The sequence below is a fragment of the Kitasatospora sp. Root107 genome, from assembly GCF_001424875.1.
Taxonomy (GTDB): Bacteria; Actinomycetota; Actinomycetes; order Streptomycetales; family Streptomycetaceae; genus Kitasatospora.
Genome location: NZ_LMCT01000001.1, coordinates 344,231 through 370,334, shown reverse-complemented (window position 1 = coordinate 370,334; position 26,104 = coordinate 344,231). Strand labels below are relative to the sequence as shown.

The window sequence follows — 26,104 nt, the reverse complement described above, 5'->3', positions numbered from 1 at the left end:
ACGCGGTCCCCCACATCCCCTCTCCTGCGGATTCGCAAGGAGGAGAAATCCCATGCCAACTTCTCGGATACGTCTGCGTCGGGCGGTCGCCGCCCTCGCGCTCGGCATCCTCGCCCCGGCCCTCACGGTGGTCACCGCCGCCCCGGCGCCCGCCGCCTCGATCCCGCACGTCCAGCCGGCCTCGGTCACCCCGGGCGCCGTCTCGGCACTGGCGGCGCGCAAGCTCAACATCACCATGCAGTCGCAGCAGCAGACCAACTGGTGCTGGGCGGCGAGCGGCAACACCATCGCCACCTACTACGGCTACACCTACAGCCAGAACCAGTTCTGCAACGTGGCCTTCAACCGGTCGGTGAACTCGACCTGCCCCAACAACCAGGCCTCGCTGGGCAATGTGCAGACCGCGCTGAGCTGGATCGGCATCAACCCCGGCTCGTACGTCAACGGTTACCTGCGCTACACCACCGTGCAGACCGAGATCGACGCCAGCCGCCCGATCGAGACCCGCATCCAGTGGTCCTCGGGCGGCGGCCACATGCACGTGATCTACGGCTACGACACCGCCAACAACTGGGTGTACTGGGGCGACCCGTGGCCCTCCAGCTACCGCTACAACTGGGCCGACTACTCGTACTACGTGAGCAACAGCTCGTTCTCCTGGACCCACTCCCTCTACCGGATCGGTGCGTGAGGAGATGACCGACATGCGTAGGTACACCCACCGCCTCGCGGCCGTCACCGCGCTGGCCGCCACCCTCGGCCTGGCCCTCGCACTCCCCGCCCAGGCGGCGGAGGGCGGCGCCCCGGCCCCGGTCGCCGCCGCCGAGCTCTCGGCGGCCCGCAGTACGGCCGAATCCCCGGCCGTGCTGGCACAGTTGGGCCGGTTCTTCGCCCGGAAGGGCGTGCCGCCGACCACATCGCTCGACCTCAGCCCGGCCGACGAGGCCCGGGCCGCCGCAGCGGCCGCACCCCGGCTGAGCGGTGCCACCGTGCCGGTCTACACCCTGGACCCGGCGTTCGTGGCGGGCACCTCCGGAGCGGCCGTGGCCAAGGCCGAGTTCGTGGCCAGCAAGGTGGTCGCGGCCGACGGGCAGACCGCCTCGGTCTGGACCGTCAAGCAGGACAGCAGCTGGCGGGTCGTCAACATCGCCACCGGTGGCGACGAGACCGACTACGCGGCGCAGGCTGCGGGCACCGGCGGCGGCACGGTCTTCCGGGAGCCGCAGCTGAACGCCTGGTACGTGCTGCGGGACGGCCGGGTGCTGCCGCTGGACGAGGACGCGGTGCGGTCGGTCGGCCAGGCCGGCGTCACCCTGACCGCCTACCAGCAGCTGGTGCACCAGCGGTACGGCGACAAGCTGCCCGGTTCGGCGTACGACCGGGCGGGCAAGGGCGGTGGTTACGAGACGGCCGGCCCGGCTGCGGAGCCGGACGGCCTGCCGCCGCTGACGGCGGGGGTGGCGGGCGCGGCCCTGGTGGCCACCGCCCTGACCGGGATCGGCCTGGCGGTCCGCCGCCACCGGCAGGACGGCTGATCCGACGGACGACGAGGGCGGCGCGGGGATCCCCGCGCCGCCCTCGGTCGTGTGCCTCCGGTGTGCGCCCACCCGTTGATTTGACGAACCGTTGACCCCTCGTTCGCCTGGCCGCCCGACCGGTCTGTCACCGTGTGTGGTGTTGAGTACCCGGCGGGTGGCTGAAGGGGGAGCAGATGGCGGCGCGGGGGGTGCGGGTCGAGGGCGCGCTGGTGGGCGTGGCCGCCGCGCTGGCGGTGGTGCTGGCGTACGTGTTCGGTGGCCCGCAGCTGGTCTGGATCGTCGCGGCGGCCGAGGTCGCCCTGGTGATGCTGGACGTGGCCCGCCGGTTCCGGGTGCGCGGCCACGAGCAGCCGAGCGCGGAGGGACCGGAGGGGGCGCACTGCGAGCGCTGCCGGCGGGCCAGGGAGCGACTCGACGGCGGCTCAGTTGGCGACGCTGTAGGCCACCAGTGAGATACCGACGTACTGCGCGATGAACGCGCCGAGGGTGAAGGCGTGGAAGACCTCGTGGAAGCCGAACCAGCGCGGTGACGGGTTCGGCTTCTTCAGTCCGTAGACCACCCCGCCCAGGCTGTAGAGCACACCGCCGACGATCAGCAGGGTGACCACCGCCGCGCCGCCCGCCTGCAGGAACTCGGGCAGGAAGAACACCGCGGCCCAGCCGAGCGCCAGGTAGCAGGGCGTGTAGAGCCAGCGCGGCGCCCCGACCCAGAACACCCGGAACGCGACCCCGGCCAGCGCTCCGCCCCAGACCAGCCAGAGCAGCAGCTGCCGCTGGCCGCCCTCCAGCAGCAGGATGGTGAACGGGGTGTACGAGCCCGCGATGATCAGGAAGATGTTCGCGTGGTCGAGCCGGCGCAGGATCGCGTCGCCGCGCGGACCCCAGGTGAAGCGGTGGTACACCGCGCTCACCCCGAACAGCAGCCAGGCGCTGACCGAGTAGACCGCGCAGGCGATCCGGGCCTCGGTGGAGTCCGCCAGACAGATCAACACGATTCCGGCGGCCAGCGCCGCCGGAAACATCCCCGCGTGCAGCCACCCACGCCATTTGGGCTTGATCTCGACCGATGCGTCCGTCATGGCCAACATGCTACCTACGGTTCCGTAGGTTACTGGCACGTAGGTAGTGACGGTCACCACTTTTGGACGTTATGGAGTATTGGATCGAGGTCACCCGAGGGTCCGGGTCGGACGGTGGAGCCTTGTTACTCACCAGTACTTGGCCAAGATGGCGCAAAACTTCGGTAGAAATTGCCATCTTGCCGTGTTGGGGCCTTGAGGCCGGAGCTACGGTGTAACCACCCTCAACCCCCCGCGACGCCGTCTCCTAGCCGAGATGGCGTGAAACGGAGCGATCGTGTCGTACGAGAACTCTGCTCTCAGCGCATCCGCGCCCACCCGCCACAAGCGTCTGCTGGCCTGGGTGAGCGAGATCGCGGAGCTGACCCAGCCGGACCGCGTCGAGTGGTGTGACGGCTCGGAGGAGGAGTACCAGCGCCTCGCCGATCTGCTGGTCGCCCAAGGCACCTTCAAGAAGCTCAACCCGGAGAAGCGCGCCAACTCCTACCTCGCCACCTCCGACCCCTCGGACGTGGCCCGGGTCGAGGACCGCACCTACATCTGCTCCGAGCTGGAGAAGGACGCGGGCCCGACCAACAACTGGAAGGCCCCCGCCGAGATGCGGGAGATCTTCACCGGTACGGACGGCCTGTTCAAGGGCGCGATGAAGGGCCGCACGATGTACGTCGTGCCGTTCTCGATGGGCCCGGTCGGCTCCCCGCTGGCGGCGTACGGCGTGGAGATCACCGACTCCGCCTACGTCGCGGTGTCGATGCGCGTGATGACCCGGATGGGTCAGGCCGTGCTCGACCAGCTCGGTGAGGACGGCGAGTTCGTCAAGGCCGTGCACACCGTCGGCGCCCCGCTGGCCGAGGGCGAGGCCGACGTGCCGTGGCCCTGCAGCAGCACCAAGTACATCTCGCACTACCCGGAGACCCGGGAGATCTGGTCCTTCGGCTCCGGCTACGGCGGCAACGCCCTGCTCGGCAAGAAGTGCTACGCGCTGCGGATCGCCTCCACGATGGCCCGCGACGAGGGCTGGCTGGCCGAGCACATGCTCATCCTCAAGCTGACCCCGCCGACCGGCGGCGCGGCCAAGTACGTCACCGCGGCGTTCCCGTCCGCCTGCGGCAAGACCAACCTGGCGATGCTCCAGCCGACCATCCCGGGCTGGAAGGTCGAGACCATCGGCGACGACATCGCCTGGATGCGGTTCGGCGCCGACGGGCAGCTCTACGCGATCAACCCGGAGGCCGGCTTCTTCGGCGTCGCCCCGGGCACCGGCGTGGACACCAACGCCAACGCGATCGACACCCTGCACAGCAACACCGTCTTCACCAACGTCGCGCTGACCGACGACGGTGACGTCTGGTGGGAGGGCCTCACCGAGGAGGCCCCGGCGCACCTGATCGACTGGCGCGGCAACGACTGGACCCCCGAGTCCGGCACCCCCGCCGCCCACCCGAACGCGCGGTTCGCCGTCCCGGCCGCGCAGTGCCCGACCATCGCTCCCGAGTGGGAGGACCCGGCGGGTGTGCCGATCTCGGCCATCCTGTTCGGCGGCCGCCGGGCCACCGCGGTCCCGCTGGTGACCGAGTCCTTCGACTGGCAGCACGGTGTCTTCCTGGGCGCGAACATCGCCTCCGAGAAGACCGCCGCCGCCGAGGGCACCGTGGGCGAGCTGCGCCGCGACCCGTTCGCGATGCTGCCGTTCTGCGGCTACAACATGGGCGACTACTTCGGCCACTGGCTGAAGCTGGGCGCGCAGGCCGACGCCTCGAAGCTCCCGAAGATCTACTACGTGAACTGGTTCCGCAAGAACAACGCGGGCAAGTTCGTCTGGCCGGGCTACGGCGAGAACAGCCGGGTGCTGAAGTGGATCGTCGAGCGCCTGGAGGGCATCGGCGCCGGTGTCGAGACCCCGATCGGCGTGCTGCCGACCGTCGAGGGCTTCGACCTCAAGGGCCTGGACATCCCGCAGCAGGACCTCGACCTGCTGTTCTCGGTGGACGCCGACATCTGGCGCCAGGAGGCCGCCCTGGTGCCGGCCCACCTGGAGCTGTTCGGCGAGCACACCCCCAAGGCACTCTGGGACGAGTACGAGGCGCTGGTGCAGCGCCTCGGCTGACGCGGCAGAGACAGCTACGGCCGGAGCCTCGGCCGGACGATCCTCCCCCGACCAAGAGGGGATCGTCCGGATCGGGACTCCGGCCGTAGCTGTTTTTCGCAGTGGTGCTCAGGGCTGGACGTAGCCGGACAGGAAGTCGCCGATCCGGGTGACGGCGTCGGTGATCTCCTCCGCCCGGGGCAGCGTGACCAGCCGGAAGTGGTCCGGCTCGGGCCAGTTGAAGCCGGTGCCCTGGACGATCAGGATGCGCTGGGCCCGCAGCAGGTCCAGCACCATCTGGGCGTCGTCCTTGATCTTGTAGACCTGCGGGTCCAGCCTCGGGAAGGCGTACAGCGCGCCCTTCGGCTTCACGCAGCTCACACCCGGGATGTCGTTCAGCAGCTTGTAGGCCGCGTCCCTGGACTCCAGCAGCCGGCCGCCGGGCAGGATCAGCTCCTTGATGGACTGCCGGCCGCCGAGCGCCGCCGCCACCGCGTGCTGGGCGGGCATGTTGGCGCAGAGCCGCATGCTGGCCAGCACGGTCAGGCCCTCGATGTAGCTGCGGGCCCGGTTCCGGTCACCGGAGAGCACCATCCAGCCGGAGCGGAAGCCCGCCACCCGGTACGACTTGGACATGCCGTTGAAGGTGACGCAGAACAGGTCGGGCGCCAGGGTGGCGAGCGGGATGTGCACCGCGTCGTCGTAGAGGATCTTGTCGTAGATCTCGTCCGCGTAGATCACCAGCTTGTGGCGGCGGGCGATCTCGACGATGCCCTCCAGGATCTCCAGCGGGTAGACCGCCCCGGTCGGGTTGTTCGGGTTGATCACCACGATCGCCCGGGTCCGGTCGGTGACCTTGGCCTCGATGTCCGCCAGATCCGGGTACCACTCCGACTGCTCGTCGCAGCGGTAGTGCACCGCGGTACCGCCGGACAGGCTGACCGAGGCCGTCCACAGCGGGTAGTCCGGCGCCGGGACGAGCACCTCGTCGCCGTCGTCCAGCAGCGCGGTCATCGCCAGCTGGATCAGTTCGGAGACCCCGTTGCCGAGGAAGACGTCCTCGACCGTGAGGCCGTGCAGGCCGCGCTCCTCGTAGTGCATCACCACCGCTCGGCGCGCGGACAGCAGACCCTTGGAGTCGCCGTAGCCGTGCGCGGAGGAGAGGTTCTTCAGGATGTCCTGGAGGATCTCGGGAGGCGCGTCGAAGCCGAAGACGGCGGGATTGCCGGTGTTCAGCTTGAGGATGCGATGCCCCTGGTCCTCCAGTCGCATCGCCTCATCGAGCACCGGGCCGCGGATGTCGTAACAGACATTGGCAAGCTTGCTGGACTGGATGACCTGCATGCCGGACAACTTTACGGCGGGCTGCCCCCGAACCCCACGTGCGTTTGCACACAACATCAGGTCGGTCTGGGAAGCTTCCGCCGTGAACATACTGTTGGTCGGGGCGCTGGTGGGGCTCGGCGTGGCCCCGGAACTGCGGTGGCTGGCGCTCCGGTACGCCGTGCCGCACGAGGGCGAGCCACCCGCACGGAAGCTGGAACCGCTGCTGGTCGCGGCGGTGTCCGCCGCGATCGGGGCGGCGGTCGCCTCGGCCTACGGCACGTCCGGGTGGGCGGTACTGGTCTGGGTGGCGCTGCTCGGCCTGGTGCTGGGGCTGGTCGACGCCTCGGTGCACCGGCTGCCCGACGTCCTGACCGGAGCGCTGGCACTCGGGACCGCCGTCCTGCTGGTGCTGACCGAACGTCAGTCGCTGCTCCGCTGCCTGCTGGCCGCCGCCGCGCTAGGACTCGGCTTCGCCCTGCTGGCACTGCTCGCCCCGATCGGCCTCGGCGACGCCAAACTGGCCCCTAGTCTGGGTGCGCTGCTCGCCGTCACCGGTTGGGGCACCGTCCTGGCGGGGCTGATGTACGCCTTCCTGCTGGCCGGGCTCTGGGCCGTCGCCCTGCTGCTCACCCGCCGGGCCGGGCGGCAGGACGCGTTGGCCTTCGGCCCGTTCCTGCTGCTCGGCGCCCTGGTCGCGGTGCTAGCTGTTCAGTAGCTGTTCGGCCTTGGCCAGCGCCTGCCGCCAACGCTCGAGCGTCTGGCGCAGGCTGGGCTCCCGTTCCTTGATCAGTGCCTGCTGCTGCTCGATCTCCACGGTCTGCCAGACCGTCAGGTAGCCGGTCTCCCGCTTGCAGTCGAGGTCCTTCTTCGCCACCGCCAGCTCCCGGGCGTCCGGGGAGGCCGGGACTCCCTCCGCTCCCGGCCGCCAGGCCGGGTCGCCAGCCGCCTTGTGCGGGTCGGGGTAGTCGAAGCCGGCCGTCCGCATGCAGCTGCTCCACGCGGCGTCGGCCGCCTTTGCCCGCGGGTCCGCCACGGTCCGCTGCCAACCGGTCTGCATTGCCTCCTCGACCGGATCCGCGTTGTCCGCCAGGTCGTCGGGCAGTCCGAGCCGCTGGGTCGCCTCGCCCCGGCAGCCGCCCCGGCCCGCCTCCTGCGGGGTGGTCGCCCCGGCCTTCTCGCCGGTGTAGGCGGCGATCGCGGTGTCGCTCATGGCGGCTTTCCGGGCGTCCAACCGCTTCTTGTACTCGGCCAGTTGATCGCCCGTCACGCCGGAGGGCGGCGGCAGTCGGTAGCCGATCGCCGCTACGGTCCGGGCGTCGCTGACGCCGTACCGGCGCTCGTTGCCGTCGTGGTCCTGTCCTGCCTGTAGTGGCCGGGCCGGCCAGTCCAGACCCTTGGTGCGCATGCACTCCGTCGCCAACCGGTCGGCGGCCTGCTGGAGCCGCTCCTGCTGATCCGCCGTCAGCCGATAGCCGTCCAGTGGCAGGACGGGCACCACGGCTCCGGCGATCGTCCGGGTCGGCAGAGCGGAGGAGAAGGCGCTCGGCGCTGCCGGGGTGCCCTGGCCGGACCCGCAGCCGGTCAGTGCGAACAGCAGGGCGGCAGCGGCAAGCCGACGGAGACGTACGGGACCCGGCACGGTGATTCCTCGCATTTCCGAATTCGTTGGCGGAAAATCCGGAGGGGTGCCCCCGAGGATATCGGGGGCACCCCGGAACTACTTACGGGCAGCCGGCATTCGAGGTGAAGCAGTGCGAGCTGAATGCGTTGGCGAATCCCGTGCCGAGCGTGTTGTATTTCCCGCCGCCACCGACGACCAGGAGGCTGCCCGTGTAGTTGGCGCCGGTGTAGAGCTTCAGCGACGTGTCGGGGTCGCGGTTCCAGACCGCACCGACGGTGTCGTTGATCGGAGTCTCGGTGCCGTAGTAGGTGCCGGTGTAGGACGTCTTGCTGTACAGGGTGTCGTACACCCAGCCGCTGTAGTCGTACTGGTAGTACAGGCAGGCTTCGCCACCGCCGCTGCTCTCGCAGACGCCGTTGTAGCTGCCGGCCGAGGCCGTTCCGACCATGCCCATGGTCAGTGCGGCAGCGCCGGCCAGACCGATGACGGCCTTCTTGAAAGCTCGCATTCCTACTCCTCGAGAAAAGGACGAAAGGTTGCCGAACTTCATTGCGGGAGACGGAATTCATCTGCTCGCAACAATTCGATCCTATGCGTGCTCACGGTTTCTCCTAGTACTGCAACCGGCCAACACATGATCCTGTCATGTCGAAGTCGAATTCCCGATAGTCGGAGATGGTCATCCGCTCAGCGGAGTAAGGCCGGGCATATGCCCCGCTGGGGCAGGTGAAACGTGAAGCGCACCACAGTTGCCGGAGTGACGGGTGTGGCGAAAAACCGAGGCCCGCCGCACCTGGTGGGTACGGCGGGCCTCGGTGGTACGCGGCCCCACCCTCATAGGGCGGCGCACCGGGGAGGTGTTACGGCATGGCGTGGACGAACGGGCCCACGGTGTTGGAGAAGGCGTTGCCGTTGTTGGCGTCCCAGTTGGTCGACCAGGTCATCGCGCCGCGGATGGTCGGCCACTTGGCCGGCGGGACGAAGCTGCCGCAGTTGGCGCCGGTGGCGAGGCAGCTGAGCGCGTTGTTGACCACGCTCGGGGCCACGTAGCCGCCGCCCGCCGCCTTGCTGGAGGCCGGGACGCCGATGCCGACCTGGTCCGGGCGCAGGCCGCCCTGGATCTGGGTGCAGACCTGGGCGGTGATGAAGTCGATGGTGCCCTGGTTGTAGACCTTGCCGTCGCAGCCGTTCATGCCACCCGAGTTGTAGAACTGAGTGTTCATCACGGTCAGGACGGACTTGGTCTTGAGCGCGAGCTTGAAGTACGCGCCGTCGGTGCTGTAGACGCCGATGGTCTCGGGCGCCATGGTCAGGACGAACTTCGAGCCGATCTTCGCCTGCAGGTTGAGCAGGGCGTTGCCCAGGTGCTCCGGGTTGAGGCCGTTCTCCAGGTCGACGTCGATGCCGTCGAAGCCGTAGTCCTTCAGCACCGCGTAGGCGCTGTCGGTGAAGGCGGCCGCGGCGGTGGCGTCGCCGACCGAGATGGCGCCGTTCTGGCCGCCGATGGAGAGGATGACCTTCTTGCCGGCCGCCTGCTTGGCCTTCACGTCGGCCCGGAACTGGGCGTCGGTGTAGCCGCCGAGCTTGGTGGACAGACCCGGGTCGAGCAGGAAGGTGATCGCCCCGGCCTTGGTCGGGACGGAGTCCGCGAAGGAGACCGCGATGATGTCGTACGCGCTCTGCACCTCGCTCAGCTTCTGGACGGTCGCACCGTTGTCGAAGTTGTGCCAGTAACCGGTGACCACGTGCTTGGGCAGGTCGGTGACCGGGCCGGTGGGCGTCACGGTCGGGCTGGCGCTGGCCGACGGCGAGGCCGAGGCGCTCGCGGAGGCACTCGGGGAGGCGGAGGCCGACGGCGAGGCGGACGCGCTGGGGGAGGCGGAGGTGCTCGCGCTCGGCGAAGCCGACGCGGAGGCGGACGGGGAGGCGGTGCCGCCCGGGCCGGTCAGCGTGATGTCGTCCGCGTTGTAGGCACCCTGGCCGTACCAGCCGTGCACGTAGAGCGTGACGCTGTTGACGCCCGCGCCGGTGGTGAAGGTGGAGGAGAGCTGGTTCCAGCTGGACTGGCTCGACCAGGTGGAAGGATCGGTGCCGCCGGTGCCGCGCACGCCGAGGTAGGTGTACGGGCCCTGCACCCATCCGGCCAGCGCGTAGCTGGTGTTGGGCAGCACGCTGACGGTCTGTCGGCACTCGGCGGTGTCCGAGGCGCTGGGCGCCGCGTTCAGCGCGTACGAGCCGGAGTGGGCCGGGGTGCCGACGACGCTCGCGCCGCCGGTGCAGGTCCAGCCGTTGAGGTTCCCTCCCTCGAAGCCGCCGTTGCTCACCAGGTTGCCCACGGCGGCGTTGGCGCCGCCGGCGAACAGGGCGAGACCGGTGGCGGCCAGCGCGAGCGCGGTGGTCCCGGCCGCGAGGGCGGCGGGGAGGGGGCTGCGCCGGCGCCGGTGGGACGGCTGCGGCAGCGTTCGGGCCATGGGGACGCTCCTGTGGGGGAGGGGAGGAGCCGCCGCGGTGGGGGGCGCGGCGGCTCCGTGTGGGGGAGGGGAGTTCCGACAGCAGGGTTGGAGAGGGCGGCGACCTGTGGGGTGGTTGCTGCCCTCGGTCAAAAGCTGGACTAGACCATTGGCAAGCGTCAAGAAGTCGGCGTCGGCTTACGGGACATTTAAGGAACCGGAGACCGTTCCGTGTCCGGCGTCACATCGCCGATTTCGGGCCGTGACACCTTCGGTACCTGCGGCTTTACCGTGCGGACCGGTCCGGGAGTAGGCTGCGCGAGGGTATTTGCCGTACCCGAGGGGACCGAGCACGGAGGGGCCGAACACATGGGTCTGCGGGACGTGGTGGAGCGCACGCCGGGTCTCCGAACCATGCTGGACAACGCCTACCGGCTCTACGGCCGCCGGGTCGAGGTCCACCTCGCCAACACCCCGCACCACATCGGCGTGATCCTGGACGGCAACCGCCGCTGGGCCCGCGCCACCGGCGGCACCACGGCCGACGGACACCAGCGCGGTGCGGACAAGATCAGCGAGTTCCTGGGCTGGTGCGACGAGACGCACGTCCAGGTGGTCACGCTCTGGATGCTCTCCACCGACAACCTCTCCCGCCCGGCCGACGAGTTGGTGCCGCTGCTCGGGATCATCGAGGACACCGTCCGGCGGCTCGCCGCCGACGGGCGCTGGAAGGTCCACCCGGTCGGCGCGCTCGACCTGCTCCCGTCCCGGACCTCCGACGTGCTCAAGGAGGCCGCCGAGGCCACCTCCGGCATCGACGGCATCACCGTCAACGTCGCCGTCGGGTACGGCGGCCGGCACGAGATCGCCGACGCGGTCCGCTCGCTGCTCCAGGAGCACGCGGGCCGGGGCACCTCGATCGAGGAGCTCGCCGAGATCCTCGACGTCGAGCACATCGCCGAACACCTCTACACCAAGGGCCAGCCCGACCCCGACCTGGTGATCCGCACCTCGGGCGAGCAGCGGCTGTCCGGCTTCCTGCTCTGGCAGAGCGCACACAGCGAGTTCTACTTCTGCGAGGCCTACTGGCCGGCCTTCCGCAAGGTCGACTTCCTCCGGGCCCTGCGCGACTTCCAGCTGAGGAACCGTCGCCTCGGTCTCTGAGGCGTAGGGCCCTGGCCTGGGCTTCGAGCTGACGCACCGAAAGTTAACCAACGATGATCCGCCGTTGGGTTCGCGGCGCGGTTCGCCTGGGAATACCCCTGTCAGACCGGTACTCCGGCCAACCGGGGTCGCGGGGACCGGCATGCCGCGGGTGACGCAGGGTCATCCGCTCTGGAGGCCTAGTGGTCAGTACAAAGAGCCGCCGGACACCAGACCGGCGCACGTACGTTCTCGACACCAGCGTGCTCCTGGCGGACCCACTCGCCATGACCCGTTTCGAGGAGCACGAGGTCGTCCTCCCCGTGGTCGTGGTCACGGAGTTGGAGGCCAAGCGGCACCATCCGGAGCTGGGCTACTTCGCCCGCCAGGCGCTCAGGCTGCTGGACGACTTCCGGGTCCGCTTCGGGCGCCTGGACGAGCCGATTCCGGTCGGCGAGCTCGGTGGCAGCATCCGGGTGGAGCTCAACCACTCGGACACCTCGGTGCTCCCGGCCGGCTACCGGCTCGGCGGCGGTGAGGCGGACACCAGAATCCTCGCCGTCGCGCGCAACCTGCAGGCCGAGGGGTACGACGTCACTGTCGTCTCCAAGGATCTGCCGATGCGGATCAAGGCCAGTGCGGTCGGCCTGCTCGCCGAGGAGTACCGCGCCGAGCTGGCGATCACCTCCGGTTGGACCGGAATGTCCGAACTGCAGGTCTCCGGCGACCAGGTGGACGCGCTGTTCGGCGCGGGCCACGACCTCGCGGTGGACGTGCAGGGCGCGGAGGAGCTCCCGGTGCACACCGGGCTGGTGCTCACCTCGGAGCGCGGCCGGGCCCTCGGCCGGGTCACCCAGGACGGCCGGGTCCGGCTGGTCCGGGGCGACCGGGAGGTGTTCGGGCTGCGCGGCCGGAGCGCCGAGCAGCGGGTCGCCCTCGATCTGCTGCTCGACCAGGAGGTGGGGATCGTCTCGATGGGCGGCCGGGCGGGTACCGGCAAGTCCGCGTTGGCGCTGTGCGCCGGCCTGGAGGCGGTGCTGGAGCGGCAGCAGCACCGGAAGGTGATGGTCTTCCGGCCGCTCTACGCGGTCGGTGGGCAGGAGTTGGGCTATCTGCCCGGTTCCGAGTCGGAGAAGATGAGCCCCTGGGCGCAGGCGGTCTTCGACACCCTCTCGGCCGTCACCACCCCGGCCGTGATCGAGGAGGTGATCTCCCGCGGGATGCTGGAGGTCCTCCCACTCACCCATATCCGGGGCCGGTCGCTGCACGACGCCTTCGTGATCGTGGACGAGGCGCAGTCGCTGGAGCGGAACGTCCTGCTCACCGTGCTGTCCCGGATCGGCCAGGGCTCGCGGGTGGTGCTCACCCACGACGTCGCCCAGCGCGACAACCTCAGGGTGGGCCGGTACGACGGAGTGGTCGCGGTGGTGGAGAAGCTGAAGGGGCACCCGTTGTTCGCCCACATCACGCTGACCCGCTCGGAGCGCTCGCCGATCGCGGCGCTGGTGACGGAGCTGCTGGAGGACGTGAACCCCTAGGCCAACCCTGGTCATAACGGGGCAGAACCGGACAGCGGGACCTGGTACGAAGTATCAGGTCCCGCTGCTGTCACCACATCTGACGGACCTTCGCCGAGCTCTCGGGCAAACGTGCTGGTCGCGAAGTCTGTGAGATGCGCCACGCAACCGGGAATTGCGTTGACCCGTCCCCGTGCGGCATGGTGAGGGTTCTGTCAGGCCCCGCGTACGGCACATATCACCCGACAACTCCGGTTATCGGGTGGACAACTGAACAAGGATGAGCCGTACGCCGCCCGAACGAAACGCCGATCCGGCACTTGCCGGTCCGGTGCCGGGCCCGTGTCTCCCGTGACCAGCACCATCATGGAGACCAGCGATCAGGGGCATGTTGCGCCCCCAGCGGTCACGTGTACGGGGCGACGCCGGAAGGAAACCATGTGACTCGGATCTCGGTCCGGGGAGTTGCTGTCGCCTCAGCCACCGCCGTCACCGCTGTCGGTGCCGTCGTGGGTGTGGCCTCGGGCAGCGAGGGCACGCAGACCCAGACGGTCGACGTCGCCGGAGCCACCCTGCTCCAGGACGTCCCGATCGGTGCCCAGGCGCAGGCCGTCAGCGACCACTTCACCGCTCAGGCGAACGCTCAGCAGGCGTCCGCCGACGCCGCGGCCAAGAAGGCTGCCGAGGAGGCCGCGCGCCTGAAGGCCGCTGCCGACGCGCAGGCCAAGGCCGACGCCGAGAAGGCCGCCAAGGCCGCCGAGGCGAAGCGCAAGGCCGACGAGGAGGCCGCGAACCGCGCCAAGGCGCGCTCCGTGATGACCCCCGTCAGCCCGGGCTCGGTCCAGGAGATGGCACTCCAGATCGTCGGCGACCAGACCCAGTTCCAGTGCTTCAGCCAGATCGTGAAGCGCGAGAGCGGCTGGGACTACACCGCCAGCAACCCCAGCTCCGGTGCCTACGGCCTGGTCCAGGCGCTGCCCGGCACCAAGATGGCCTCGGCCGGCGCCGACTGGCGGACCAACCCCGCGACCCAGATCAAGTGGGGCCTGAACTACATGAACAGCCGCTACGGCTCGCCCTGCGGCGCGTGGTCGTTCTGGCAGTCGCACCACTGGTACTAGACACACCGTCAGACCACACGTACGGCCCCGATCCCGCTGGGATCGGGGCCGTCGTCGTCTCCGGGTGCCCGCAGAGCCAACGCCCGCAGAGGCGGGCCGCGCCGCCCGGGCCGGCTGACCAGCGCGCCTCGGGCGGTGCGGTCCTGGGTGCGGTACGCGACGCCCCGGAGTGGGTCCTGGTTGCTCCGGAGCGGCCGGTCCGCGGACGGTTGGTCCGTGCAAAGGGGCCCTTCCCCGCATTCAGGGGGATCGAAACCTGGTGATGTGTGACGGTTTGTCGGATCGCTACCGCCGAACTCCCGGGTGCTGCCCCCTCTCCGCCCGGTACCGTCGTCCCGGACGGCCGTGGCGGGACCCACGGCGCGAACGGGGAGCGGTGGTCTGGGTGGCACAGGGCTGGTGGATATCGCGGGCGGCGGTCCGGCTGGGCAGCGAGCTCCAGCAGCGGGCTGCGGTGGCGGCCGCACGCAACGAGCAGCAACCGGAGGAGCCGCTCCCGGCACCCCGTGAACCCGAGCCGGTGGTGGTAGAGATCAAGCCCGAGCCGGTCCGCGAGTACCACGCACCACGCCCGGCCACCCCGGCCGAGGCGGTGCCCTGGAGCCTGCGGGTGGCGGCCGAGTCGACCTGGCGGTTGCTGCTGCTGGCCGCTGCGCTCTACCTGCTCTTCGAAGTGGTCGACATGCTCCGGCTGGTCGCCTTCGCGGTGCTGGCCGCCCTGCTGATCTCCGCCCTGCTGGAGCCGACCGTCTCCTGGCTGCGCCGGCACGGCGTACCGCGCTCGGTGGCGGCGGCAGGAACGTTCCTGAGCGGGGTGGCCGGGATCGGCCTGGTCGGCTGGTTCGTGGTGTGGCAGGTGACCACCAACCTGCACTCGGTCACCGACCAGGTCCAGGAGGGCGTCGAACGGATCCGGGACTGGCTGGTCACCGGACCGCTGCACCTGACGGAGCAGCAGATCACCGACTTCGCCAAGCAGATCTCCACCGCGATCGGCACCAACTCCGAGCAGATCACCTCCGCCGGGTTCACCGGCGTGACCATCGCGGTCGAGGTGCTGACCGGCGTGGTGCTCACCGCCTTCACCACGTTCTTCCTGCTCTACGACGGCGCCAAGATCTGGGGCTGGGCCATCGGCATGCTGCCCCGGCAGTCCCGCTACGCGATGGCGGGCGCGGGCCCGAAGGCCTGGGCCACCCTGACCGCGTACGTGCGCGGCACCGTCTGCGTGGCCTTCATCGACGCGCTCTGCATCGGGATCGGCATCCAGCTGCTCGGCGTCCAACTGGCGCTGCCGCTGGCCGTGATCGTCTTCCTCGGGGCCTTCGTGCCGCTGGTCGGCGCACTCGTCACCGGGACCATCGCGGTGCTGATCGCGCTGGTGACCCAGGGGCCGTTCACCGCGCTGATGGTGATGGTGGTGCTGGTCGCGGTGCAGCAGATCGAGGGGCACCTGCTCCAGCCGCTGATCCTCGGCCGCGCGGTCCGGGTCCACCCGCTGGCCGTGGTCCTCGGAGTCGCGGCCGGCACCATCGTCGGCGGCATCGGCGGCGCGATCGTCTCCGTCCCCCTGATCGCCGTCACCAACGCCGTGGTGGTCCACCTCCGCCGCCGCGCCGCGGCGGGCCAACAGGTCTTCGAAGCCCTCGAAGCAGCACGCTCCCACTGAGGGGACGGGGCAACAGACCAGGGGCTCGGGGCCCTGCTGATGTGCGGCTCCGCCGCGTGGGCGACGCCGACCTCGAAACAGGTCACACGTACGTAGGTGGTCAGGCACTTTGGATGTGATCCAAGCGCCAGTCCTCCTCGCAGTTCCCCGAGCCCCTGGGGGTGGTGCAACTGACCGTCAGATCAGTGCGGCAGCCAGCACAGCCTCGGAGTCGAGGGTGGCCGCCACGGCCTGGAGCACCGCCGCGATCTTGATCGAGGCCTGGATGACCTCGCGGTCGACGCCCGCCTTGCGGAGCACGCCCTCGTGCGAGTCGAGGCACTGACCGCAGCCGTTGATCGCGGAGACCGCGAAGCACCACAGCTCGAAGTCGGCCTTCTCCACGCCCGGCGTGCCGATGATGTTCATCCGCAGCCCGGCCCGCATCCCGCTGTACTCCTTGTCGGAGAGCAGGTGGGTGGTCCGGTAGTAGACGTTGTTCATGCCCATGACGGCGGCCGCACCCTTGGCGGCGTTGTACGCCGCCGGGCTCAGCTCGGCCTTGGCGACGGGCTCCAGCTCACGGAGCACCGCCGGCGAGCGGGTCGCCATGGCGCAGGAGAGCACGGTGCCCCAGAGCTGCTGTGCGGGCAGATCCGAGTTGCCTATGACCGCGCTCAGGTTGAGCTTGAGGTCCTTGGCGTAGTCCGGCAGGGCGGCCTTGAGCTCGTCCAGTGCCATCGGTCAGCCCGCCAGCAGGGTCTGGGCGTCAAGGGTGTCCTCGCCCTTGGTCCAGTTGCACGGGCAGAGCTCGTCGGTCTGCAGGGCGTCGAGGACCCGCAGGACCTCCTTCGGGTTACGGCCGACGGAACCGGCGGTCACCATGACGAACTGGATCTCGTTGTTCGGGTCCACGATGAAGACCGCGCGCTGGGCGGTGCCGTCCGCACCCTCGACGCCGCAGGCCCGCATCAGGTCGTGCTTGACGTCGGCCAGCATCGGGAAGGGCAGGTCGCGGAGGTCCTTGTGGTCCTTGCGCCAGGCGTGGTGCACGAACTCGGAGTCGCCGGAGACACCGAGGATCTGGGCGTCACGGTCGGCGAACTCCTCGTTCAGCTTGCCGAACGCCGCGATCTCGGTCGGGCAGACGAAGGTGAAGTCCATCGGCCAGAAGAAGACGATCTTCCACTTGCCCTCGTACGACTTGTGGTTGATCTCGGCGAAGGCGTTCGCGGCGTCGAGGTCGACACAGGCGTTGAGTTCGAACTCCGGGAACTTGTCACCGATCGTCAGCACGTTTGCTTCTCCAGGCTTGGAAACTGAGGGAAAGTGTCCGCAATGCGGACAACATCCACAGTCGCACACGGCTACTGATAGCGGAAATCGTTAGACTCGTTCCAACTGATCGGAGAGGGTTATCAGTACCGTGAGCCCCAAGCCCCGTACCCCCACCGTCGCCCAGCTGAAGGCCTTCCTGGCGGTCGCCGAACACCGGCACTTCCGCGAGGCCGCCGCAGCGGGCGGCACCAGCCAGCCCGCACTGTCCGGCGCGGTCGCCGCGCTCGAGGAGACGCTCGGCGCGCAGCTGGTCGAGCGTACGACGCGGAAGGTCATCATCACTCCCCTGGGGGAGCGGGTCGCCGATCACGCGCGCCGGGTGCTGTCGGCTCTGCACGCCCTGACGGAGGAGGTCGAGGCGGCCCGCCGGCCGTTCACCGGGCCGCTGCACCTCGGGGTGATCCCGACCGTGGCGCCGTACCTGCTGCCGACCGTGCTCCGGCTGGTCCGGGGCAGCTACCCCGAGCTCGAACTGCATGTACACGAGGAGCGCACCCCCGCGCTGCTGGACGGCCTGGCCGCCGGGCGGCTCGATGTGCTGCTGCTCGCGCTGCCCTCCGGCGGCTCCTCGCCGACCCGGGACATTCCGCTGTTCGACGAGGACTTCGTGCTGGTGACCCCGCCCGAGCACGAGCTGGCCGGCCGGGTCGACGTGCCCCGGGACGTACTGCTCGACCTGGACGTGCTGTTGCTGGAGGAGGGGCACTGCCTGCGCGACCAGGCCCTCGACCTCTGCCGGGAGATCGGCGCGGACGGCTCCGGCGGTTCGACCCGGGCGGCCGGGCTCTCCACCCTGGTCCAGCTGGTGGCCGGTGGGCTCGGGGTGACCCTGCTGCCGGCCACCGCCCTGGACGTCGAGGCGGGCCGGACCGACCGGCTGGCCGCCGTCCGGTTCGCCGATCCGGCGCCCGGCCGCCGGATCGGCCTGGCCACCCGCCCGGGCTCGGCCCGCACCCCGGAGTACGAACGGTTCGCCGCCGCGCTGCGTGAGGTGCTGGTCGAGCTGCCGGTGCGGATCATCCCGTGATGCGCGGTTTGCCGCCCCGCCGCCGGAGGTTCTCCGCGAGTTGCCGGTCAGGACCGTGCTGTGACGGGTAATCACTACCTAGGCTGACCGCAGTGATCGGGGAGGGGTGGGCGGATGTACGTCTCCAGGCTCGAAGTGGAGAACCTGCGCGGCTTCCGGGGTGTCAGGAACGTCGATCTCGACCTCACCAGGCCGGACGGCTCGCACGCCGGCTGGACGGTGCTGGCCGGGCCGAACGGTGCGGGCAAGACCACCCTGCTGGCGGCCCTCGCGGCCGCCCTGGGTGAGGAGACCGACCCGGCGGGCTGGTTGGCGCCGGGCGAGGACGAGGGCGGCATCCGGCTGGACGGCGCGCACTGGCGGGTCAGCCGGACGGAGGACGGCATCACCGCCCGGCGCAACGGCGTGCTCGGCTTCTGGGCCGGTTACCCCGCTCGGCGTGAACTCACCGAGGGCATCGGCTGGTTGGCCGGCCAGCAACTGCAGGCCCTGGAGCGTCAGCCCGGCGCGGTCGAGCTGGTGGCCGGGGTCCGTGCGCTGCTCGACGACGGGCTGCTGCCCTCCGGGTACCGGATCGGCCGGATCGACAGCGACGGGCTCCAGGTCGACTGCGGCGGGACGGAGCACCCGCTCGGCGGCGGCCTGGCGGCGGCCGTCGGTCTGGTGCTCGACCTGCTGGCCCGGATCCACCAGGCGCACCCGGAGCAGGAGTTGGTGATCGACGGCACGCCGCCGACGGTGCCGGTGCCCGGCGTGGTGCTGATCGACGAGGTCGAGGCGCACCTCCACCTGGACTGGCAGCAGCGCCTGGGGGAGTGGCTGGTCGGACACTTCCCCGGCCTCCAGTTCATCGTCAGCACCCACAGCCCGTACGTCTGCCAGTCGGCCGACCCGGGCGGGCTGGTCCGACTGCCCGGCCCCGGCGAGGAGTCGGCGCCGTACGTGCTGGACGAGGACCTGCATCAGCGGATCGTCTACGGCAGCGGGGACGACACCGCGCTGACCGAACTGTTCGGGCTGCCGAGCGTCTACTCCCCGCAGGCCGAGGCCGAGCGGCGGCTGCTGATCGCGCTGGAGCGCAAGCTGTACGCGGGGCACGCCTCCAGCGCCGAGGTGGCCGAGTACCGGGAGCTGGGGGCCCGGCTGAACGCCTCGCTGGCGGCCCGGGTGGACGAGGCCAGGGACAGGCTGGGCGGTGCCCGATGATCCCGCTGCAACGGCCGCCGCTGACCGATCAGTTGGAGGCCGAGCTGGCCCGCCGCACCGAGGCGATCCGGAAGGCCGGGCCGACCACCGCGACCGGCCGGGCGGCCTGGCGGACGGCCCGCGAGCCCAAGGCCAGGCTGCGTACCCTGCTGCACCGGATGACCCCCGGCCTGCTGCGCTGCATGTACTGCGGCGACAACCTGGGCACCGACATCGACCACTTCGAGCCGATCGCCCGGGCCCCGCTGCGCACCTTCGACTGGCACAACCACCTGCTGGCCTGCGCCTACTGCAACTCCAACCAGAAGCGCGACCGCTTCCCGACCGACCCGGCCAGCGGTACCCCGCTGCTGATAGACCCGGCCACCGAGGACCCGGCCGACCACCTGCTGCTCTACCTGGAGTCCGGCGCCTACCAGGGCCTGACCGCCAAGGGCCACGCGACCATCGACGTCTTCGCCCTCAACTCCCGCGCCGAGCTGGTCCGGGGCCGCCGCCTGGCCTTCACCGTGGTCAAGGCCCTGCTCCGGGACTGGCACACCCGCACCACCGCCGGCGACCACGCCACCGCCGCCGAGATCGCCGACGCCCTCGACCTGCTCTGGCAGGCCGACGTGGTCCGCGCGGTCTACCGCCTGACCGACAACCGCCCACTGGCCGAGGTCGTCCTCGGGCCCGAGGCCTTCACGGCTCTGACTGCGCTCACCTGAGCCCCGTCAGGGGCTCGGGGAACTGCGACGCCGACCCCGGAAAGCGTCACCTGTAGGTAAATGGTCAGGAACTTTCGCTTTTCGGCAACCGCTGCTCGAACCACACCACCTTCCCCGCTCCGAGCCGGGTCGCGCCCCAGCGCTCCGCACACCGCGCCACTATCTGCAGCCCCCGCCCCCGCTCGTCCTCCGGCCCCGCCCGCTGCGCCCGAGGCAACAACGCGCTGTCGTCACCGACCTCGCACCGCAGCACCGACGTCCGCACCAGCCGCAGCGTCACCGGCCGGGTGGCGTGCTGGATCGCGTTGGTGACCAGCTCACTCACCATCAGCTCGGTGTTCTCCGCCAGCGTCTCCAGGCCCCAACGTCGCAGTGCATGGCCGACCAACCGCCGTGCCCGGCCCGGGGTTTCGTGCCGGGGCTGGAGGTACCAGTACGCCACGTCCTCGGCCGGGATGCCGTCGAAGGCGGCGGCCAGCAGGGCGACGTCGTCGGCCCGGTCGCCGGGCGGCAGGATCCGCAGCGCCTCCTGGCAGAGGTGCTCGGGGGAGTGCCGGTGCGCGCCTTCCAGCCGGGCCCTGAGCAGCTCCAGGCCGGTGGTGAGCGACCGCCGCCGGGACTCCACCAGGCCGTCGGTGAACAGCACCAGCGCCGAACCGGGCGGTGCGGGCAGTTCGACCGAGGTGAAGTCCACCCCGCCGACCCCGATCGGCGCCCCGGGCGGCAGCTCCAGCAACTCGGCCCGCCCGTCCGGGCCGACCAGCACCGGCGGTACGTGGCCCGCGTTGGCGAGCACCACCCGGTTCGCGATCGGGTCGTAGACCGCGTACACGCAGGTGGCCAAGTGCTGCTCCCGGCCCAGGCGTTGGGCCTGCTCGTCGAGGTGGTAGAGCACCTCGTGCGGGGGCAGGTCGAGGGCGGCCAGGGTCTGCGCGCTGGTGCGCAGCTGGCCCATGATGGCGGCCGAGGTGAGCGAGTGGCCCATCACGTCGCCGACGATCAGGGCGACCCGGTTGCCGGGCAGCGGGACGGAGTCGTACCAGTCCCCGCCGACCTGGGTGCCGCGCTCGCAGGGCAGGTAACGGTGCGCCAGTCGGACCCCGTGCCGCTGCGGCAGGTGGGTGGGCAGCATGCTGCGCTGCAGCTCGTCGGCGATCTCCCACTCGCGGGTGTAGCGCAGCGCGGTGTCCACCGCGAGCCCGCCCTGGGTGGCCAGGTGGGCGGCGGTCGCGGTGTCGGTGGCGTCGAAGGCCAGCGCGGCGTCGTACGCAGAGGTCAGCTCGAAGGTGTCCGGCGACTGCGGGGTGCCGCCGAACGGCGTCGGCCGGGGAACGGCCGGGGTGCTCTTGCCGGGCCGTCGGATCAGCAGCAGCAGGCCGAGCACCGTTTTGCGGCCGCGCAGCGGCAGCGCCAGCAGTGCCGTGCCACTGGCGAGTCGGCCCAGCGTACGGGCGCCGTAGAGCTCCTCCAGCAGCGGCCGGAGCCGGGCGGCGGAGGGGGTGCCGAGGACCACCGGGCCGGTCGGGAACTGCTGGTTGAGCGCCCGGGACACCGGCCCGCCGGGCCGCAGCCGGCGTGTCCCGGAGCGGCGGCCGAGCCGGGTGCCGTGCCGGTGATGGATGGTCAGCGCGGTCGGGCTGCCCGGGTCGCGCTCCAGGTCGGGCAGCGGCTCGCGGAGGTGCACCACGGCCGCGTCGGCCAGCGCCGGGACCAGCACCTTGCCGAGGTTGCGCAGCGTGGCGGCCAGGTCGAGCGAGGTGTTGATCCGTCGGGTCGCACTGTCCAGGTACGCCAGCCGCTCGGCCGTGCGCGGCCGCCCGCCCGGCAGCGGCGGCGGGCGACGCTGGGGCGGGACGGCGGGAGGCTGCCCGGTCAGGGGCTCGGGGAGGTCGCGCACAGGCTGCCGTTCTGCGAGAGGAGAGCTGGGGACCAACAGTCGATCAGCCGACCCGTCGACAGCGGAGGAAGAGCTGCTCCTCCGGCGGCAGGGTGGTGCTCGCGGGGGCGTACGGGTGGCCGGAGTGCGCCTCGACCGAGAACCCGGCCCGGTGCAGCGTCTGCTCCAGCTCCTCCCGCAGGTAGCCGCTGATTCTTATCTCGTGGCCGAGGAACGGCAGCGGGGCGTCGTCCAGATCCGCCTCGACCATGCCGAGCGCGAGCAGGCCGCCCGGCCGGAGCAGGGTCCGGATCCGTCCCAGCACCTCGGGGATCTCCGCCTGCGGCAGCAGGATGAGCGAGAAGAACGCGGTGGCCGCGGCGTACCGCCCGGCCGCTGCCGGGCCCAACTCCGGTGCGCCCCAAGCCCGTACGGCGCGCTCGGTGGCCAGGTCGTACATGTCGATCCGGTGGTACTCGGCACCCGGCACGCCCTGCCTGGCCAGCCGCAGCATCCCGTCCGAGAGGTCGACCCCGGTCACCCGCAGGCCGCCGTCGGTCAGCTGGCGGACCGTCGGATCGCCGGTGCCGCAGCCGACGTCCAGCACCGGGGCACCCGGCTCCAGCGCGTCGAGCAGCCACTCACCGCAGGCCAGCTGGCCGGCCTTGTCCGGAAACGCCTCGGCATAGCGGGCGCCGATGGTGTCGAAGGCCACCGCCTGGAGCGCGCGCTCGGTGCGACGACGGCACTGGGGGTCGGCATGGAAGGGCCCGTGGCCCTGGGCGGGATCGGATATCTGTCCGGTCGTCACGATTGAGAGGCACCTTTCCACCCTGGCCGCCACCCGCCGGTGCCCGGGCTGCCGCCGGTCGGCGCCGTCCACCGCACGTGACGGTCCGTCACGCTCCCGCGTCACTCTGTGCTGCGTCGCCGCCCGGCCTGTCGCTCCGCTCCACTTGCCGGCCCGCCGTCAATACGTCGCTGGCCTCCGAGAATAGGCGCGATCAACCGACCATAGGGTCCATTTCCGGCCAACTCGTGGGTGTTGGGATGAATTTGGCCGGGATGGCCGGAGCGTTCCGGAGCGGTCGGGGGTGGTGCGAAACCCCACCTCGCGCCGCGTGGCGCGACGGGGTGGCCCGCCCGAGCTGTATCGATGCGGGCCGTTCCGGCGTTTATCGGATGTCAATCGGCAGGTGCCAGAGTAGGGACCAGCGCCGGGGAAGCGTCGAGGTGCTCCCGCAGCCGGGGGGCTGCGGGAGTACTGACACGTCGAGGGGGGCCTGTCGGGGGGCAGGTGGTCACGGTGCGGGGGGTGCGGCGGGCTCGGTGTGCTGTTGCTGCTCGATGAGGTCCTGCACGGGGAGGACTTCGGGCACACCGAGCCGCGTGAACACGGCGAGCGCCTCCTGAAGACAGGCCAGCCCACGCGCTGGCTGACCCAGTTTCAGGAGCGCTTCGCCGAGCGCCGCGTTGGCCAGACCCTGGCAGTACGCGGCATCCAGCTCCTGGGCGATCGCGAGCGACTCGTCCGCTGCCTCGGCCGCCTCGGCGTACTGGCCGTCGGCGAGCAGGCAGGGCGCGAGGCGGGCGAGGGAGTAACCCTCCCAGATCCGGCGCTGCTCGGACTGGTAGAGCTGGTGCGCCTCGCGCAGGTGCGGGGCGGCCTCGCCGGGGGAGCCGGTGGAGCGGAGCACGACGCCGAGTTGGTAGAGCGTGTCGGCGAGGCAGGGGATGTTCCCCGAGGCCCGTGCGGCAGCGACCGCCGCCCGCGCGGAACGAGCGGCGTCGTCCTGCTGATGGAGGTCCAGGTGGGCCCGTGCGATATTGCCGAGCAGTCGGGCCTCGCTGATGGGGGCGCCCAGGCTGCGGCTGATCGCCCGGGCGTGCTCGAAGAACGGCAGAGCCTCGGCCGGTCGGTCGGCGAGACTGAGCACCACCGCGAGAAGATTGGCCGTGTTCGCCCGGAGATGGGTGCAGTCGTCCGCCCCTTGGAGTTCCAGGCTCTGCCGGAACGAAAGCTCCGCCTCGTGGTACTCGCCGGCCACATGCTGAAGGAAGCCCAGGGCGAGCCGCACCCTGGCGAGGGTGGGATTGTCTGCGTGCGGCTGTGCGGCCTTGTGCAGGGCAATCCTGATCCGCTGGCCGTGGGTGGGGTCCTCCACCAGGCTGTTCAGCACGGTCAGTAGGTCCACTGCCGGGCGCAGCAGTTCCAACGGTTCCTCGACGGCGGCCTCTATGGTGCTCAGGACCAGGGTGAGTTCGGAGCGGAGCCACGCCTGGGCGGCCGCGTTGTCCACCATGTGCAGGCCGGAGGAGACCGGCTGGTGGAGCGTCTCGGGGAGCACGTCGTCCGGCTCCAGCGCCCGTGAGGCGTTCTGCATGGTGGCGAGCAGACAGTCCAGCAACCGCAGCAGGGCGGCCTGCTGCTCCCCGGTGTCCTTGAGTTTCTCGTTCTGCCGCTGAGCGAAGAGTCGCAACAGGTCGTGGTACCGATACCGGCCAGGCGTGAAGCACTCCAGCATGTTGGCCTCGACCAGGGCCTCGGCAAGTGCCTCCGCCTCGTCCTCGTCGGCATCGAGCAGCGCAGCGACCGCCTCCAACGGGAGATCGGGAGAGTCCACCAAGGAGAGCAGTCGGAAGGCCCGGGCCTCCTCCGGCCGGAGTTGCCCGTAGCCGAGACCGATGGTGGTCTCCACCGCCAGGTTCCCGAGTTGCAGCTCGTGCAGCCGACGCCGCTGGTCCGCTAAGCGTCTGGCGAGGTCCGACACGCTCCAACGCGGGCGACTGGCCAGCCGGGCGGCGGCGATCCGGACCGCGAGCGGCAGGAATCCACAGGCCTTCACCACCGCAAGAGCAGCTGCCGGCTCGGCGGCGACCCGTTGTTCGCCAACGATGGCCGAGAACAGCGCCAGCGCTTCCTCAGGCGTCAGCTCCTCCACGTCCACCAGGTGTGCGCCGGGCAGTTCAGCCAGCCGGGAGCGGCTGGTGATCAGCACTGTGCTGCCGGAGACACCCGGGATGAGCGGCTGCAACTGGCGGGCATCCTTGGCGTTGTCGAGCAGAATGAGCATCCGCCGGTCCGCCAGTAGGGAGCGGTACAGCGCGGCGCGCTGCTCCAGGGCATCAGGTGTCTCGGGTGCGCCCAGTGCGTACAGGAAGTCGCCGAGCACCACAGCGGGATCGGCAGGGGAGGCGCTGGGCCCGCGGAGGTCTACGTACAGCTGTCCGTCCGGGAACTCGGAACGGACGCTGTGCGCGAGGTGTACCGCCAGCGTGGTCTTGCCGACTCCTCCGATGCCGGCCAGAGACGTAACCACCACGGCCTGGCCGGACCCACTGCGCAGCACGTCCCGCAGTTCGCTCACGAGCTCGACCCGGCCACTGAAGTCCGATACGTCTGCCGGGAGTTGGGCGGGTGGGACGAAGGTTGCCAGCTCTTCCGGGTCGGCCACCTTGACTGCCGTCGGTGAGGGCATCAGGGAGGGGTCGGCGGCCAGGATCCTGGAGTGCATGGTGGCGAGCCCGGCGCCGGGCTCGACACCCAGTTCCTCGATCAGCAGCTTCCTGGTGTCGCTGTAGACACCGAGTGCCTCGGCCTGGCGGCCACCCCGGTAGAGCGCCAGCATCAGCAGCTCTCGCAGGCGCTCCCGCAGTGGGTGCTCAGCGGCCAACGAGCTCAGCTCGGCCACGGTCTCGGAGTGCAGGCCGATCTCCAGCGCAGCGGAGCAGCGCTCCTCGCCGGCCGCGATCTGACGCTCGGCCAGTCGCAGCCGGTGGGCTTCGGCGTACGGGCCTGGGATGCCGGCCAGGGGGCGTCCACTCCACAGCGCCAGCGCGGAGGCGAGCAGGCGGTGGGTCTTCCGGAAGTCGCCGTCGGATTTGGCCGTCGCGGCGTGGGTGAACTCGCGCTCGAACACGGAGAGGTCGAGCGACTCCGGTGGGATGCGCAGTGCGTACCCGTCGCTGACCGAGACCAGCAGTTCGGCAGGTGCCCGCATTTCCCGGTTGGGCTCGATCAGCGCGCGTAGCCGGGAGACGTACGTACGCAGCGCGGCCACCGCCTGTGGCGGTGGGCGGTCGCCCCAGAGGCCGTCGACCAGGTCCTGGGTGGTGACCGGGCGGCCGTGACTGAGCAACAGAGCGACCAGTACGGCCTGCTGCTGTGGTGAACCGAGTGAGAGGTGCTGCTCCCCGCGCCAGGCCTGCACGGGGCCGAGCACCTGGAAGCGCAGCGCGTGCGGCTGCCCCTGAAGCTCCATGGAGATCCCCCGATGATGGCCAAGGTGAGGCGTCAGCTTATGAGGAGACTGGCAAACGTTGGAGAAGTGGACGAGCCTCGTGATGTTTATAAGACATTTAGCGAGGCCTACGATACTGGGCCAGCGCCCTGACCCGTCCGTCCGGGCTGACACACA

The 26,104-nt window shown here is 70.6% G+C and carries 22 protein-coding genes; 12 read left to right on the top strand and 10 right to left on the bottom strand.

The annotated features are described in order from the left end of the window. Positions 1–52 precede the first annotated feature (52 nt). The 3 genes from ASC99_RS01620 to ASC99_RS01610 all read left to right on the top strand — a co-directional run bounded on the left by ASC99_RS01620 (position 53) and on the right by ASC99_RS01610 (position 1,990). Entirely contained in the window at positions 53–691 is a 639-nt protein-coding gene (locus tag ASC99_RS01620; protein ID WP_057227290.1) for a papain-like cysteine protease family protein, read from the top strand. A 13-nt stretch (positions 692–704) separates the two neighbouring features. After that, positions 705–1,535 carry a hypothetical protein gene (locus ASC99_RS01615; protein ID WP_235502740.1) on the top strand — a complete coding sequence of 277 codons (831 nt, stop codon included), beginning with the start codon at positions 705–707 and terminating at the stop codon, positions 1,533–1,535. Between the two features lie 176 nt (positions 1,536–1,711). After that, positions 1,712–1,990: a hypothetical protein gene (locus ASC99_RS01610; RefSeq protein WP_057227289.1), complete on the top strand. Its 279-nt coding sequence runs from the start codon at positions 1,712–1,714 to the stop codon at positions 1,988–1,990. Here ASC99_RS01610 and ASC99_RS01605 read toward each other — a convergent pair. After that, complete coding sequence (locus ASC99_RS01605) at positions 1,961–2,626, bottom strand: hemolysin III family protein (RefSeq protein ID WP_057227287.1); 666 nt, start codon at positions 2,624–2,626, stop codon at positions 1,961–1,963. The genes ASC99_RS01610 and ASC99_RS01605 overlap by 30 nt on opposite strands. 268 nt (positions 2,627–2,894) lie before the next feature. On the opposite strand from ASC99_RS01605, the gene ASC99_RS01600 reads away from it, so the two are divergent. Further along, positions 2,895–4,724, top strand: coding sequence for a phosphoenolpyruvate carboxykinase (GTP) (locus ASC99_RS01600; RefSeq protein WP_057227284.1), 1,830 nt, complete (start codon positions 2,895–2,897; stop codon positions 4,722–4,724). A gap of 108 nt (positions 4,725–4,832) precedes the next feature. Here the strand turns inward: ASC99_RS01600 and ASC99_RS01595 are convergent, their stop codons facing one another. Continuing rightward, positions 4,833–6,047, bottom strand: a complete 1,215-nt coding sequence (locus ASC99_RS01595; RefSeq protein ID WP_057227282.1) for a pyridoxal phosphate-dependent aminotransferase — start codon at positions 6,045–6,047, stop codon at positions 4,833–4,835. Between the two features lie 82 nt (positions 6,048–6,129). Here ASC99_RS01595 and ASC99_RS01590 point away from each other — a divergent pair, with 82 nt between their 5' ends. Continuing rightward, positions 6,130–6,744, top strand: a complete 615-nt coding sequence (locus ASC99_RS01590) for a prepilin peptidase (protein ID WP_235502741.1) — start codon at positions 6,130–6,132, stop codon at positions 6,742–6,744. On the opposite strand, the gene ASC99_RS01585 is transcribed toward ASC99_RS01590, so the two are convergent. From ASC99_RS01585 to ASC99_RS01575, 3 genes are all read right to left on the bottom strand, one after another. Continuing rightward, entirely contained in the window at positions 6,730–7,668 is a 939-nt protein-coding gene (locus tag ASC99_RS01585) for a hypothetical protein (RefSeq protein WP_057227280.1), read from the bottom strand. The genes ASC99_RS01590 and ASC99_RS01585 overlap by 15 nt on opposite strands. A gap of 82 nt (positions 7,669–7,750) precedes the next feature. Continuing rightward, on the bottom strand, positions 7,751–8,158 hold the full coding sequence (locus tag ASC99_RS01580) for a peptidase inhibitor family I36 protein (protein ID WP_057227278.1): 408 nt from the start codon (positions 8,156–8,158) through the stop codon (positions 7,751–7,753). 352 nt (positions 8,159–8,510) lie between these two features. Next, positions 8,511–10,121 carry a chitinase gene (locus ASC99_RS01575; RefSeq protein ID WP_057227276.1) on the bottom strand — a complete coding sequence of 537 codons (1,611 nt, stop codon included), beginning with the start codon at positions 10,119–10,121 and terminating at the stop codon, positions 8,511–8,513. A gap of 393 nt (positions 10,122–10,514) precedes the next feature. Here ASC99_RS01575 and ASC99_RS01570 point away from each other — a divergent pair, with 393 nt between their 5' ends. From ASC99_RS01570 to ASC99_RS01555, 4 genes are all read left to right on the top strand, one after another. After that, complete coding sequence (locus ASC99_RS01570) at positions 10,515–11,264, top strand: isoprenyl transferase (RefSeq protein ID WP_057228005.1); 750 nt, start codon at positions 10,515–10,517, stop codon at positions 11,262–11,264. Between the two features lie 182 nt (positions 11,265–11,446). Next, positions 11,447–12,781, top strand: a complete 1,335-nt coding sequence (locus tag ASC99_RS01565; RefSeq protein ID WP_057227275.1) for a PhoH family protein — start codon at positions 11,447–11,449, stop codon at positions 12,779–12,781. A 419-nt stretch (positions 12,782–13,200) separates the two neighbouring features. After that, positions 13,201–13,881 carry a transglycosylase SLT domain-containing protein gene (locus ASC99_RS01560; RefSeq protein ID WP_057227273.1) on the top strand — a complete coding sequence of 227 codons (681 nt, stop codon included), beginning with the start codon at positions 13,201–13,203 and terminating at the stop codon, positions 13,879–13,881. A 385-nt stretch (positions 13,882–14,266) separates the two neighbouring features. Beyond that, entirely contained in the window at positions 14,267–15,550 is a 1,284-nt protein-coding gene (locus tag ASC99_RS01555) for an AI-2E family transporter (protein WP_235502742.1), read from the top strand. A 177-nt stretch (positions 15,551–15,727) separates the two neighbouring features. On the opposite strand, the gene ASC99_RS01550 is transcribed toward ASC99_RS01555, so the two are convergent. Both ASC99_RS01550 and ASC99_RS01545 read right to left on the bottom strand, forming a co-directional pair. Beyond that, entirely contained in the window at positions 15,728–16,270 is a 543-nt protein-coding gene (locus tag ASC99_RS01550; RefSeq protein ID WP_057227271.1) for an alkyl hydroperoxide reductase, read from the bottom strand. Positions 16,271–16,273: 3 nt separating this feature from the next. Beyond that, positions 16,274–16,825: a peroxiredoxin gene (locus ASC99_RS01545; RefSeq protein WP_057227269.1), complete on the bottom strand. Its 552-nt coding sequence runs from the start codon at positions 16,823–16,825 to the stop codon at positions 16,274–16,276. Between the two features lie 130 nt (positions 16,826–16,955). Between ASC99_RS01545 and ASC99_RS01540 the strand changes: the two genes are divergently transcribed. The 3 genes from ASC99_RS01540 (at position 16,956) to ASC99_RS01530 (ending at position 19,810) form a co-directional block, all read left to right on the top strand. Continuing rightward, complete coding sequence (locus ASC99_RS01540; RefSeq protein ID WP_057227267.1) at positions 16,956–17,894, top strand: LysR substrate-binding domain-containing protein; 939 nt, start codon at positions 16,956–16,958, stop codon at positions 17,892–17,894. A 114-nt stretch (positions 17,895–18,008) separates the two neighbouring features. Then, positions 18,009–19,100, top strand: a complete 1,092-nt coding sequence (locus ASC99_RS01535; RefSeq protein WP_057227265.1) for an AAA family ATPase — start codon at positions 18,009–18,011, stop codon at positions 19,098–19,100. Next, positions 19,097–19,810 (top strand): HNH endonuclease, encoded by a 714-nt coding sequence (locus ASC99_RS01530; RefSeq protein ID WP_063856950.1) that lies wholly within the window; start codon positions 19,097–19,099, stop codon positions 19,808–19,810. The genes ASC99_RS01535 and ASC99_RS01530 overlap by 4 nt, the downstream gene beginning before the upstream one ends. Before the next feature lie 64 nt (positions 19,811–19,874). Here the strand turns inward: ASC99_RS01530 and ASC99_RS01525 are convergent, their stop codons facing one another. The 3 genes from ASC99_RS01525 to ASC99_RS01515 all read right to left on the bottom strand — a co-directional run bounded on the left by ASC99_RS01525 (position 19,875) and on the right by ASC99_RS01515 (position 25,948). Continuing rightward, positions 19,875–21,707: an ATP-binding SpoIIE family protein phosphatase gene (locus tag ASC99_RS01525; protein WP_057227263.1), complete on the bottom strand. Its 1,833-nt coding sequence runs from the start codon at positions 21,705–21,707 to the stop codon at positions 19,875–19,877. A 43-nt stretch (positions 21,708–21,750) separates the two neighbouring features. Continuing rightward, complete coding sequence (locus ASC99_RS01520) at positions 21,751–22,401, bottom strand: trans-aconitate 2-methyltransferase (protein ID WP_235502768.1); 651 nt, start codon at positions 22,399–22,401, stop codon at positions 21,751–21,753. A gap of 586 nt (positions 22,402–22,987) precedes the next feature. Then, positions 22,988–25,948 carry an AfsR/SARP family transcriptional regulator gene (locus tag ASC99_RS01515; RefSeq protein ID WP_057227260.1) on the bottom strand — a complete coding sequence of 987 codons (2,961 nt, stop codon included), beginning with the start codon at positions 25,946–25,948 and terminating at the stop codon, positions 22,988–22,990. Positions 25,949–26,104: the final 156 nt, after the last annotated feature.

Bases quoted from the DNA above. Each gene is read 5' to 3' on its own strand.
- ASC99_RS01620 (WP_057227290.1), top strand. From the start codon at position 53: ATGCCAACTTCTCGGATACGTCTGCGTCGGGCGGTCGCCGCCCTCGCG.
- ASC99_RS01615 (WP_235502740.1), top strand. From the start codon at position 705: ATGCGTAGGTACACCCACCGCCTCGCGGCCGTCACCGCGCTGGCCGCC.
- ASC99_RS01610 (WP_057227289.1), top strand. From the start codon at position 1,712: ATGGCGGCGCGGGGGGTGCGGGTCGAGGGCGCGCTGGTGGGCGTGGCC.
- ASC99_RS01550 (WP_057227271.1), bottom strand. From the start codon at position 16,270: ATGGCACTGGACGAGCTCAAGGCCGCCCTGCCGGACTACGCCAAGGAC.
- ASC99_RS01570 (WP_057228005.1), top strand. From the start codon at position 10,515: ATGCTGGACAACGCCTACCGGCTCTACGGCCGCCGGGTCGAGGTCCAC.
- ASC99_RS01530 (WP_063856950.1), top strand. From the start codon at position 19,097: ATGATCCCGCTGCAACGGCCGCCGCTGACCGATCAGTTGGAGGCCGAG.
- ASC99_RS01515 (WP_057227260.1), bottom strand. From the start codon at position 25,948: ATGGAGCTTCAGGGGCAGCCGCACGCGCTGCGCTTCCAGGTGCTCGGC.
- ASC99_RS01575 (WP_057227276.1), bottom strand. From the start codon at position 10,121: ATGGCCCGAACGCTGCCGCAGCCGTCCCACCGGCGCCGGCGCAGCCCC.
- ASC99_RS01605 (WP_057227287.1), bottom strand. From the start codon at position 2,626: ATGTTGGCCATGACGGACGCATCGGTCGAGATCAAGCCCAAATGGCGT.
- ASC99_RS01535 (WP_057227265.1), top strand. From the start codon at position 18,009: ATGTACGTCTCCAGGCTCGAAGTGGAGAACCTGCGCGGCTTCCGGGGT.
- ASC99_RS01595 (WP_057227282.1), bottom strand. From the start codon at position 6,047: ATGCAGGTCATCCAGTCCAGCAAGCTTGCCAATGTCTGTTACGACATC.
- ASC99_RS01580 (WP_057227278.1), bottom strand. From the start codon at position 8,158: ATGCGAGCTTTCAAGAAGGCCGTCATCGGTCTGGCCGGCGCTGCCGCA.